We start from the raw sequence: 11,745 nt of genomic DNA on the forward strand, positions 1-11,745 counted from the left end.
CGGTACCTGGGTGCTTGTATGGGTGCCGCTGTGCTTCCTCAAGCGCTTGCACTCTCTTTAACGTCTGGTGTGCCCTGCACGTTCATCCGTGAAACCGCGGGGTATCCGGGGGTTCATCGTGTGACATACCGGCGGAAGGTAGAGTCCAGCGGCGTGCACCTCAAGGCCCTGACCCTCCGAGGGTTCAAGTCGTTCGCCTCGGCGACCACGCTCCGGTTCGAGCCGGGTATCACGTGTGTCGTCGGACCCAACGGTTCGGGCAAGTCCAACGTCGTGGACGCGCTCAGCTGGGTCATGGGCGAACAGGGCGCCAAGTCGCTGCGCGGCGGCAAGATGGAGGACGTCATCTTCGCCGGCACCACCGGGCGCCCGCCGCTCGGCCGCGCCGAGGTGTCCCTCACCATCGACAACTCCGACGGCGCGCTGCCCATCGAGTACGCCGAGGTCACCATCACGCGGATCATGTTCCGCAACGGCGGCAGCGAGTACCAGATCAACGGCGACACCTGCCGGCTCCTCGACATCCAGGAGCTGCTGTCCGACTCGGGCATCGGCCGCGAGATGCACGTCATCGTCGGCCAGGGCCAGCTGGACTCCGTACTGCACGCCGATCCGATGGGCCGCCGGGCCTTCATCGAGGAGGCGGCCGGCGTACTGAAGCACCGCAAGCGCAAGGAGAAGGCGCTGCGCAAGCTGGACGCGATGCAGGCGAACCTCGCCCGCGTCCAGGACCTCACCGACGAACTGCGGCGCCAGCTGAAGCCGCTGGGGCGGCAGGCGGCGGTCGCGCGCCGGGCCGCGGTGATCCAGGCGGACCTGCGCGACTCCCGGCTCCGGCTCCTCGCCGACGACCTCGTACGGCTGCGGGGCGCGCTCCAGACGGAGGTCGCCGACGAGGCCGCGCTCAAGGAACGCAAGGAGGCGGCGGAGGCCGACCTGAAGAAGGCGCTCCAGCGCGAGGCGCTCCTGGAGGACGAGGTACGGCAGCTCACCCCGCGCCTCCAGCGCGCACAGCAGACCTGGTACGAGCTGTCCCAGCTCGCCGAACGCGTACGCGGCACCGTCTCGCTGGCCGACGCGCGCGTGAAGAGCGCCACCTCCGCCCCCGACGAGGAGCGGCGTGGCCGCGAGCCCGAGGACATGGAGCGCGAGGCCGCTCGCATCCGTGAGCAGGAGGCCGAGCTGGAAGCGGCCCTGGAGGCCGCCGAGCACGCGCTGGAGGACACGGTCGCCCACCGCGCCGAACTGGAGCGCGAACTCGCGGTCGAGGAACGGCGCCTGAAGGACGTGGCCCGCGCGATCGCCGACCGCCGCGAAGGCCTGGCCCGGCTGAACGGCCAGGTCAACGCGGCCCGTTCACGCGCGGCCAGCGCCCAGGCCGAGATCGACCGCCTCGCCGCAGCGCGTGACGAGGCCCAGGCACGTGCGGTCGCGGCCCAGGAGGAGTACGAGATCCTGAAGGCCGAGGTCGACGGCCTCGACGCGGGCGACGCGGACCTGGCGGAACGACACGCCACGGCGAAGGCGACCCTGGCCGACGCGGAAGCGGCCCTCTCAGCGGCCCGCGAGGCGGCCACGGCGGCGGAACGCCGACGCGCCGCCACCCAGGCCCGCCACGAGGCCCTCGCCCTCGGCCTGCGCCGCAAGGACGGCACGGGCGCGCTCCTGGCCGCCCAGGACCGCCTCACGGGCCTGCTCGGCCCGGCGGCCGAACTCCTGACGGTCACCCCGGGCCACGAGGTCGCCGTGGCCGCCGCCTTCGGCGCGGCGGCGGATGCGATCGCGGTGACGACCCCGGCCTCGGCGGCAGCGGCGATCCGCCTTCTGCGCAAGCAGGACGGGGGGCGCGCTTCGCTGCTGCTGGCGGGGGCACCGGAGCGAGCGGAAGATCTGGGGGGCGGTGGACTGCGGCGGTCCGGGGGATCGGCGGGACAGCCGGGACCGGGCGAGCATGGCTCGGTGGTTGCTGCGGGCGCCGACCGCGGGGCTGGTGAGGGGCTGGGTGCCGACTCGGGTTCTGCGGGTGGTGCGTCGGGGGCGGGTGCGCGTCCTTCGGTGAGTCCTGCGGATGGTGAGGGTGCACGTGGCTTGGCGGGTCGTGGGGATGTTGGTGGGCGGTCGGGCGACGGCTTGGGGGCTGGCTCGGGTCCTGCGGGCGGTTTGTCGGAGACGGCACCGCGCGTGGCGGGGGCGCCGGAGCCCCAAAGGGGCGCGGGGAACGGCGCGACCAGCCACGGCGTACCCGCAGACGAGCGACGTCCCATCCAGGCGCCCCCCGCGGAGCACCTTGCCGCCGATCTAGTCCGAGGCCCCCTCGAACTCATGCCCGCCGTACGGCGGTTGCTGCGTGGGATCGTCGTCGTGGAGACGCTCGAAGACGCCGAGGAACTGGTGTACGCCCGGCCGGAGTTGACCGCCGTGACCGCCGAAGGGGATCTGCTGGGCGCCCACTTCGCGCACGGTGGGTCCGCCGGGGCGCCGAGCCTGCTGGAGGTGCAGGCCTCCGTCGACGAGGCAGCCGCCCAGCTCGACGAACTGGCCGTGCGGTGCGAGGAGTTGGCCGGGGCGCAGCAGCTCGCCGTGGAGCGGCGCAAGGAGTGTGCCGCGTTCGTCGAGGAGATCGGGGAGCGGCGACGGGCCGTCGACCGGGAGAAGTCGGCCGTCGCCCAGCAGCTCGGGCGGCTCGCCGGGCAGGCGAGGGGCGCCGCCGGAGAGGCCGAGAGGTCCACCGCGGCTGCGGCGCGGGCGCAGGAGGCGCTCGACAAGGCCGTACAGGATGCCGAGGAGCTTGCGGAGCGGCTCGCCGTCGTCGAGGAGATGCCCGTCGAGGAGGAGCCCGACACGGGGGTACGGGATCGGCTCGCCGCCGATGGTGCCAACGCGCGGCAGACCGAGATGGAGGCCCGGCTCCAGGTCCGTACGCACGAGGAGCGGGTCAAGGGGCTGGCCGGACGGGCCGACTCGCTCGACCGGGCCGCTCGTGCCGAACGCGAGGCACGCGCGCGTGCCGAGCAGCGGCGGTCGCGGCTCAGACACGAGGCCGCCGTCGCCGAGGCCGTCGCCTCCGGGGCCCGGCAGTTGCTCGCGCACGTCGAGGTGTCGCTCGGGCGGGCCGAGGCCGAGCGGGTGGCCGCCGACGCCGCCAAGGCGCGGCGGGAGCAGGAACTGGGCGCCGCTCGTGCTCAGGGGCGTGATCTCAAGGCAGAACTCGACAAGCTGACGGATTCGGTTCACCGGGGTGAGGTGCTCGGCGCCGAGAAGCGCATGCGGATCGAGCAGCTGGAGACCAAGGCGCTGGAGGAGCTGGGTGTGGAGCCCGAGGGGCTCGTCACCGAGTACGGCCCGCACCAGCTGGTACCGCCCTCGCCCCCCGCCGAGGGCGAGGAACTGCCCGAGGACCCGGAGCACCCGCGCAACCAGCCGAAGCAGTTCCACCGGGCCGAGCAGGAGAAGCGCCTCAAGGCGGCCGAGCGGGCCTACCAGCAGCTCGGCAAGGTCAACCCGCTCGCCCTGGAGGAGTTCGCGGCGCTGGAGGAACGCCACAAGTTCCTCAGTGAGCAGCTCGAGGATCTCAAGAAGACCCGTGCCGATCTGCTTCAGGTGGTGAAGGAGGTCGACGAGCGCGTCGAGCAGGTCTTCACCGAGGCGTACCGGGACACCGCCGTGCAGTTCGAGGGTGTCTTCAGCCGGCTGTTCCCGGGCGGGGAGGGGCGGTTGATCCTGACCGATCCCGACAACATGCTCACCACCGGTGTGGATGTGGAGGCCCGGCCCCCGGGCAAGAAGGTCAAGCGGCTCTCGTTGCTCTCCGGTGGCGAGCGCTCACTCACCGCCGTAGCGTTGCTGGTGTCGATCTTCAAGGCTCGGCCGAGCCCCTTCTACGTCATGGACGAGGTCGAGGCCGCCCTCGACGACACCAACCTCCAGCGGCTCATCCGCATCATGCAGGAGCTGCAGGAAGCCTCGCAGCTCATCGTGATCACGCACCAGAAGCGCACGATGGAGGTCGCCGACGCGCTGTACGGCGTCTCCATGCAGGGCGACGGCGTGTCGAAGGTGATTTCACAGCGGCTCCGCTAGGCCCGCCTTTCGCTCCTTCGCCCCGCCTCCTTCCCCTCCACAACCCCCTCCACAACAATTCAAGACTTGAACACACTCCGGTCATGGATGCCTCGTATCTCACACCCACCCCCCTCTTGACTTCGAAACTTGAAGGAATAGTCTCGGCAACGTCGTTTTTACCTTCAGGTACCACCTACCTGGGAGCTGTACGTGACCAGCGCTGAGCAGGCACTCAAGTCAGGAGCCCCAACGGCTCACCCCGAGCATCTCGGGCATGTCATCTTCATCGCGGCGGCGGCCGCGATGGGCGGATTCCTCTTCGGCTACGACAGTGCCGTGATCAACGGCGCGGTCGAGGCCATCCGGGACCGCTACGACATCGGCTCGGCGGCGCTGGCGCAGGTCATCGCCATCGCGCTGATCGGCTGTGCCATCGGTGCCGCCACCGCCGGACGTATGGCCGACCGCATCGGCCGTATCCGCTGCATGCAGATCTCCGCCGTGCTGTTCACGATCAGCGCCGTCGGCTCCGCGCTGCCCTTCTCCCTGTACGACCTCGCCTTCTGGCGGATCATCGGCGGCTTCGCCATCGGCATGGCCTCCGTCATCGGCCCCGCCTACATCGCCGAGGTCGCCCCCGCCGCGTACCGGGGACGGCTCGGCTCCTTCCAGCAGGCCGCGATCGTCGTCGGCATCGCCATCTCGCAGCTGGTCAACTGGGGCATCCTGAACGCGGCCGGTGGTGACCAGCGCGGCGAGCTGCTGGGCGTCGAGGCCTGGCAGGTCATGCTCGGTGTGATGGTCGTACCGGCGGTGCTGTACGGGCTCCTGTCCCTCGCGATCCCCGAGTCGCCGCGCTTCCTGATCTCCGTCGGCCGGGACGAGCGCGCCCGTGAGGTGCTGCGCGAGGTCGAGGGCGACGGCATCGACATGGACGCCCGGGTCGCCGAGATCGAGCACGCCATGAGGAGCGAGCACAAGTCGACCTTCCGGGACCTGCTAGGCGGCACCTTCTTCTTCAAGCCGATCGTCTGGATCGGCATCGGGCTCTCGGTCTTCCAGCAGTTCGTCGGTATCAACGTGGCGTTCTACTACTCCTCGACACTGTGGCAGTCGGTCGGCGTCGACCCGACGGAGTCGTTCTTCTACTCCTTCACCACGTCGATCATCAACATCATCGGCACGGTGATCGCGATGATCTTCGTGGACCGCATCGGCCGCAGGCCCTTGGCGCTCATCGGCTCGGTCGGCATGGTCATCGGGCTCGCCCTGGAGGCCTGGGCCTTCTCCTTCGACCTCGTCGACGGCAAGCTGCCCGCCACCCAGGGCTGGATCGCCCTGGTCGCAGCCCACATCTTCGTCCTCTTCTTCGCCCTGTCCTGGGGTGTCGTGGTCTGGGTCTTCCTCGGCGAGATGTTCCCGAACAAGATCCGCGCCGCCGCCCTGGGCGTGGCCGCCGCCGCACAGTGGATCGCCAACTGGGCCATCACCGCGAGCTTCCCGTCACTGGCCGACTGGAACCTCTCCGCGACCTACGTGATCTACACGATCTTCGCGGCACTCTCGATCCCGTTCGTGCTCCGCTTCGTCAAGGAGACGAAGGGCAAGACGCTGGAGGAGATGGGGTAACCCACGCCTCCCCTACGACTCGGGGAGGAGGGCCAAGACCCCGCTGCCCTCCTCCCCGTACCTCCGCCGCCCCCGGCTCGGCCACTGCCCGAGCCGGGGGCGGCGGTCCTCGTACGTCACCACGTTTCACCAGATGAGGACGCCGCCGCCGATCTCCAGGGCCTTGTGGGCGCTCTCCTCGATGATCCGCAGCCGGTCCTCGATGCCCGCGCGGTGTTCCGCCAGGGTCCGGGGCCGCTCCGTGTCGGCGGCGATCGCTTCCAGGTGGGTGCGCAACAAGGCGACCTCACGCAGCAGGGCCGGCACCTCCCCGGCCTCGACATAGAGATCGTCGTCGGCCAGCCGGGGCAGGAGGCGGGCGCCCAGCGCGCGTACCGCCTCCGATCCCCACACCGTCGTACGCCACGACTCGAAGCCGCCCGACTGGTATACGCCGGCCGGCACTTCGAGCAACCGCAGCTTCCCGTTCGGCTCGCGGACGAACACTTCCACCAACAGGCTCATGACCGCAGGGAACCACTACCGGACCCGACCGGACCACCGGGTTTCGCGGCAGGTCAGCCGCCCAGCGCCGGTACCACCCGCTCCCCGAACAGCCGCAGGCTCCGCCAGCCCTCCTCCACCGGCATTCCGCCCGACAGGGGATGCAGTACGTAGTTGTCGAGGCCCTGGGTCACGCACTCCTCCGGCGTCAGGATCCGGTAGACGCCCTCGGCGCGCAGCTCCTCCACCGTCGTCGCCGCCGACTTCACGGCGGAGCGGATGTCGCCCGACTGCCAGGAGGCGTAGGTGCGGGCCTCGTGCAGGAAGTGGTGGCCGTGTTCGGCCCAGGCCCGGTCCGGGTCCTCGGTGATGTGCAGCAGCGGGGTCTCGGCGGCCGGCATCATCGTCCAGCCCTCGGTGCCGTACTCGACGAGCCGCTCCTTGTAGTAGGCCTCCAGCTCGGGCAGGTGCGCGCTGGGGAAGAGGGGGAGGCCCAGACGGGCGGCGCGTCTCGCAGCCGCCTTCGACGAGCCGCCGACCAGGAGGAGCGGGTGCGGCTCGGTGCACGGGCGCGGAGTGACCCGTACCGTGCGGCCCCGGTATTCGAACTCCTCGCCGGTCCAGGCCTTCAGGAGGGTCTCCAGCAGCTCGTCCTGGAGCTTGCCGCGCCGCTTCCAGTCGGCGCCGAAATGGGCGTACTCCTCGGGCCGGTAACCGATCCCGGCGACCGTGACCAGTCGGCCGCCGCTCAGGAGGTCGAGTACGGCTATGTCCTCGGCGAGCCTCAAGGGGTCATGCAACGGGCCGATCACCGCCGAGACCGTCACCGCGATCCGTCGCGTCGCCCCGAACACGGCTCCCGCGAAGGCGAACGGCGACGGCAGCCAGTTGTTGGCGACGCCGTGATGTTCCTCGGTCTGGACGGTGGTGATTCCGTGGGCGTCGGCGTACGCGGCCATCTCGATCGCGGCCTGGTAGCGGGCGCGGAGGTCGGCGGGAGTGGCGTCGGGGGCGACCAGGTTGAAACGTACGACGGTGACGGGCATGGGGGTCCCTTCCGGCGGGTGTGCCGGGGGAGATTAGCTGACGGTGTGTCAGATGGCCAGGGGTAAGGGGAGGGGGTGTCGCGGCCCACCGGATGGGCCGTGACACCCCCTGGGGACGCTGCTCCGCGTACCCGACGAGTACGAACGCATACTGGTGCGTGCTGTGACTCCGCCCCTGAGGGGCTTCCCGGCCGACGTGAAGTCGGACGGCGGACCAGCCCGGCCCGTGGGGCGTGTGGCCCCGTGTGGACAACGAACGTCCGAGCGGGAGGTCACGCATACTTGGTCTGCTATGGAAACCATCATCCTTGCTGTAGTCATCGCCGTGATCGTGCTCGGTGTGCTCGGTGGGCTCGTCGTCGGCAGCCGCAGGAAGAAGCCGCTGCCCCCGGCGCCCCCCACGACACCCGACCTCACCGCCCCTCCGGCCGAGCCGCACATCGGCGACGAGGCCGAGACGCCGCGCGACGAACCGCGCCGCACGATAGAGGAGGTGGATCTTCCGGAGGGCACGGACGGTACGTCCGTCGCCGTCGAGGAGCCTCCCTCCGCTCCCGTCATCGAGGTGCCGGAGCCCACCGCAGGCCGGCTCGTCCGGCTGCGTGCCCGGCTCTCCCGGTCGCAGAACGCGCTCGGCAAGGGGCTGCTCACGCTCCTCGCGCGCGAGCACCTCGACGACGACACCTGGGAGGAGATCGAGGACACCCTCCTCACCGCCGACGTCGGCGTCCAGCCGACCCAGGAACTCGTCGAGCGGCTGCGCGAGCGCGTGCGGGTGCTCGGTACGCGGACCCCCGACGAGCTGCGCGGGCTGCTCCGCGAGGAGCTGCTCAACATCCTCGAACCCGGGTTCGACCGCGCGGTGAACACCGACTCGCCCCTCGACACCCCGGGCATCGTGATGGTCGTCGGCGTCAACGGCACCGGCAAGACCACCACCACCGGCAAGCTCGCGCGCGTGCTCGTCGCCGACGGGAAGAACGTCGTCCTCGGCGCCGCCGACACCTTCCGGGCCGCCGCCGCCGATCAGCTCCAGACCTGGGGCGACCGGGTCGGGGCTCGTACGGTGCGTGGTCCTGAAGGGGGTGACCCCGCCTCCATCGCCTTCGACGCCGTCAAGGAAGGGATCGAGGCCGGCGCCGATGTCGTACTCATCGACACCGCCGGGCGGCTCCACACCAAGACCGGGCTCATGGACGAGCTGGGCAAGGTCAAGCGCGTCGTCGAGAAGCACGCCCCGCTGGACGAGGTGCTGCTCGTGCTCGACGCCACGACCGGGCAGAACGGGCTCGTCCAGGCCCGTGTCTTCGCCGAGGTCGTCGACATCACCGGCATCGTGCTCACCAAGCTCGACGGCACCGCCAAGGGCGGCATCGTCATCGCCGTACAGCGCGAGCTGGGTGTCCCGGTGAAGCTGATCGGGCTCGGCGAGGGGGCCGACGACCTGGCTCCGTTCGAGCCGGAGGCGTTTGTTGACGCCCTTATCGGCGACTGAACGGCCGGAGGGCCTGGGGGATTTCCCAGGTACTCAAGTAGTAGGTGCTTCAGTAAGAAGAGGCCCGCCGCATGGTGCAGATGCGGTGGGCCTCTCGTCTTGGCAAGGTCCGGTGCTACGCCCGCGACCGGTGCGCCACATAGGCCAGCGTCCCGAGCAGCAGCCTCGCCGCCGGAGGCCTCGTCGCCGTGTCCAGGGCGGGCGGGCGCAGCCAGGTGACCGGACCGAGGCCGCCCCGGTCGGACGGGGGCGCCGTGAGATACGTACCGGCGCCGAGGCCGTGCAGGTCGAGGGACGCGTCGTCCCAGCCCATGCGGTAGAGGAGCTGGGGCAGTTCGGCGGCGGCGCCGGGGGCGACGAAGAACTGGGCGCGGCCCTGCGGGGTGGCCGTGACCGGGCCCAGGGGGATGCCCATGCGCTCCAGGCGGACCAGGGCGTGGCGGCCGGCCGGTTCGGCGACCTCGATCACGTCGAAGGCGCGGCCCACGGGGAGCATCACCGAGGCGCCGGGGAACTGGCCCCAGGTGTCCGTGACCTCGTCGAGCGTGGCGCCGGCCGCGACCCGGGGTGCGAAGCCCAGCGGGTGGGCACCCGGCGTGGGGCAGTCCGGCAGACCGCAGGAGCAGGCGCCGCCCGCCGCGCGGGCGCCGGCCACCACGTCCCAGCCCCAGAGGCCGGTGTACTCGGCCACGGCGGTGCACTCCGACGACCGGCCGCGGCGGCGCGTGCCGGGCCGGATCTCGCGGATACCCCGGCTGCTGCCGATCGTGAAGCCCATGCCCCCTCCAACGGGTCCGACGCACCGGTGGTTACGAGATGCACGTGGAACGTAACCCTGTGTTTCCGACTGCCCGACAGCCCTGCCCGTCATCACCTGTTTCAGTCGGCGCCCGGAAGTAGCGCGGGTAGTGCGCTCGGCTGCGTGCGCCCTCGCGTGCATCCCTCCGCCCACTTCCGGCTGTCCTCTGTCAAGTGAATCCTGTGCAGCCACCCGGTAGTTCATTCGAAGGGGTGGCGAATGGTGGCGTTTCCTGGATCCCCATGGCTGGAGCCGTGATCGTAGGATTACTTTGAGTGCATGAGGCCTGGGGGCACATGCGCTTGTGGGTATGCCGGAGGCAAGTCGGCTTCCCGTTCGAAGGGTGAGAACCGGCGGACGCGAAGCCTATTTACCGGCATTCTGATAGGGCTTGGCGCACTCGGCGACAAGTGGTCTCAGGGATGGGGGCGTTCCAGTGGGCGGCAACGGCGGAAGCGCGACGACACCGGCCAGCGCCGACAAGCGCCCGAACGAGCTGCTCGGCTCATGGTTCGTGCGCAGCGGCTGGTCCAAGGGCGAGCTGGCGCGCCAAGTGAACCGACGGGCCCGCCAGTTGGGCGCCAACCACATCTCCACGGACACCTCGCGGGTCCGCCGCTGGCTCGACGGGGAGAACCCGCGCGAGCCGATCCCGCGCATCCTCTCCGAGTTGTTCTCCGAGCGCTTCGGCTGTGTCGTCTCCGTCGAGGACCTGGGGCTGCGCGCCGCCCGCCAGTCACCGTCCGCGTCCGGCGTCGACCTGCCCTGGACGGGCCCGCAGACCGTGGCCCTGCTCAGCGAGTTCTCGCGCAGCGACCTGATGCTGGCCCGGCGCGGCTTCCTCGGCACCGCCCTCGCCCTCTCCGCCGGCCCGACCCTGATCGAGCCCATGCAGCGCTGGCTCGTCCCCGTGCCCCCCGCCCCGCCCGAGGAGCCCGAGCACCCCTCCGCCGCGCGCCGGGCCGGCCGGCTCTCCCCGCCCGAGCTGGAGCTGCTGGAGTCCACCACCGCGATGTTCCGGCAGTGGGACGCCCAGTGCGGCGGCGGTCTGCGCCGCAAGGCCGTGGTCGGACAGCTGCACGAGGTCACCGACCTCCTCCAGGAGCCCCAGCCCGAGGCCACCACCCGCAAGCTGTTCAAGGTCGCCGCCGAACTGGCCGAACTCGCCGGCTGGATGTCGTACGACGTGGGACTCCAGCCGACCGCCCAGAAGTACTTCGTGCTGGCCCTGCACGCGGCCAAGGAGGCCGGTGACAAGCCCCTCGGCTCGTACATCCTGTCGTCCATGAGCCGCCAGATGATCCACCTCGGCCGGCCGGACGACGCCCTCGAACTGATCCATCTCGCGCAGTACGGCAGCCGTGACTGCGCGAGCCCCCGCACCCAGGCCATGCTGTATGCGATGGAGGCACGCGCATACGCCAATATGGGACAGCCCGGAAAGTGCAAGCGGGCCGTGCGGATGGCCGAGGACACGTTCGCGGACGTACACGATTGGGACGAGCCCGATCCCGACTGGATCCGCTTCTTCTCCCGGGCCGAGCTGTACGGCGAGAACTCCCACTCCTTCCGCGACCTGGCCTATGTCGCAGGGCGCAGCCCCACCTACGCCTCCCTCGCCGAACCCCTCATGCGGAACGCCGTCGACCTGTTCGCGAAGGACACCGATCACCAGCGGTCGTACGCGCTGAACCTGATCGGCATGGCCACCGTCCACCTCCTCCAGCGGGAGCCGGAACAGGCCACCGTGCTGGCCGCCGAGGCCATGGGAATCGCCAAGAAGGTGCGCTCGGAGCGGGTCAATACTCGTATCCGAAAAACCGTCGACACGGCTGTACGCGACTTCGGGGATCTCACCGAGGTCGTCGACCTCACCGACCAGCTCGCCATCGATCTGCCAGAGACCGCCGAAGCGGTCTGAACCCCCGGAACCCCGGCCGCGGCAGGCCCTCCCGAACAGCCCGACTCGGCTCCCCCGCCAGGTCATCGGAAGGCCCGCCGCGGTCGGACCACCGCCCCGGGTGAAGGTTGCGCCACGATAACGATCGGCGCGTCCGACATCTGGCAGTTCATCGATCCGTAACACACAAGGCACCTTCGTCACTGCGGCGAAACATCGAGGGGCGTCGACCGAAACGGCGCTGCGCCAATCTCTGGCGCATAACCGGCCCACCCCTCAATCCGCTCAGGCTTCGCCCGCACGGGGCCGTACCAATGACGAGGAGACGCCG

Annotated in this window: 7 protein-coding genes; 4 read left to right on the top strand and 3 right to left on the bottom strand. The window is 70.5% G+C overall.

Going from position 1 to position 11,745, the window contains the following annotated elements; all coding sequences use genetic code 11:
• The first annotated feature begins 153 nt into the window (after nucleotides 1–153).
• Nucleotides 154–4,080 carry an AAA family ATPase gene (locus ACFYXF_RS32880; RefSeq protein WP_389355173.1) on the top strand — a complete coding sequence of 1,309 codons (3,927 nt, stop codon included), beginning with the start codon at nucleotides 154–156 and terminating at the stop codon, nucleotides 4,078–4,080.
• Between the two features lie 192 nt (nucleotides 4,081–4,272).
• The gene (locus ACFYXF_RS32885; protein WP_389355174.1) at nucleotides 4,273–5,691 is read left to right on the top strand and encodes a sugar porter family MFS transporter; all 1,419 of its coding nucleotides are present in this window, start codon (nucleotides 4,273–4,275) and stop codon (nucleotides 5,689–5,691) included.
• Nucleotides 5,692–5,817: 126 nt separating this feature from the next.
• On the opposite strand, the gene ACFYXF_RS32890 is transcribed toward ACFYXF_RS32885, so the two are convergent.
• Both ACFYXF_RS32890 and ACFYXF_RS32895 read right to left on the bottom strand, forming a co-directional pair.
• A complete protein-coding gene (locus tag ACFYXF_RS32890) occupies nucleotides 5,818–6,195 on the bottom strand; it encodes a hypothetical protein (protein ID WP_389355176.1) in 378 nt (125 codons plus the stop codon).
• A 53-nt stretch (nucleotides 6,196–6,248) separates the two neighbouring features.
• Entirely contained in the window at nucleotides 6,249–7,220 is a 972-nt protein-coding gene (locus tag ACFYXF_RS32895) for an LLM class flavin-dependent oxidoreductase (RefSeq protein WP_389355178.1), read from the bottom strand.
• A gap of 292 nt (nucleotides 7,221–7,512) precedes the next feature.
• Between ACFYXF_RS32895 and ftsY the strand changes: the two genes are divergently transcribed.
• Nucleotides 7,513–8,715 (top strand): signal recognition particle-docking protein FtsY, encoded by a 1,203-nt coding sequence (gene ftsY, locus ACFYXF_RS32900; RefSeq protein WP_389355180.1) that lies wholly within the window; start codon nucleotides 7,513–7,515, stop codon nucleotides 8,713–8,715.
• A 115-nt stretch (nucleotides 8,716–8,830) separates the two neighbouring features.
• Here ftsY and ACFYXF_RS32905 read toward each other — a convergent pair whose 3' ends face one another.
• Nucleotides 8,831–9,493 (bottom strand): bifunctional DNA primase/polymerase, encoded by a 663-nt coding sequence (locus ACFYXF_RS32905; protein WP_389355182.1) that lies wholly within the window; start codon nucleotides 9,491–9,493, stop codon nucleotides 8,831–8,833.
• 457 nt (nucleotides 9,494–9,950) lie between these two features.
• Here ACFYXF_RS32905 and ACFYXF_RS32910 point away from each other — a divergent pair, with 457 nt between their 5' ends.
• Nucleotides 9,951–11,435, top strand: a complete 1,485-nt coding sequence (locus ACFYXF_RS32910; protein ID WP_389355184.1) for a hypothetical protein — start codon at nucleotides 9,951–9,953, stop codon at nucleotides 11,433–11,435.
• The last annotated feature ends 310 nt before the right edge of the window (nucleotides 11,436–11,745 follow it).

The sequence above is a fragment of the Streptomyces sp. NPDC002680 genome (genome assembly GCF_042889145.1).
GTDB classification, from domain to species: domain Bacteria; phylum Actinomycetota; class Actinomycetes; order Streptomycetales; family Streptomycetaceae; genus Streptomyces; species Streptomyces adonidis.

Bases quoted from the DNA above. Each gene is read 5' to 3' on its own strand.
- ACFYXF_RS32890 (WP_389355176.1), bottom strand. From the start codon at position 6,195: ATGAGCCTGTTGGTGGAAGTGTTCGTCCGCGAGCCGAACGGGAAGCTG.
- ACFYXF_RS32895 (WP_389355178.1), bottom strand. From the start codon at position 7,220: ATGCCCGTCACCGTCGTACGTTTCAACCTGGTCGCCCCCGACGCCACT.
- ftsY (WP_389355180.1), top strand. From the start codon at position 7,513: ATGGAAACCATCATCCTTGCTGTAGTCATCGCCGTGATCGTGCTCGGT.
- ACFYXF_RS32905 (WP_389355182.1), bottom strand. From the start codon at position 9,493: ATGGGCTTCACGATCGGCAGCAGCCGGGGTATCCGCGAGATCCGGCCC.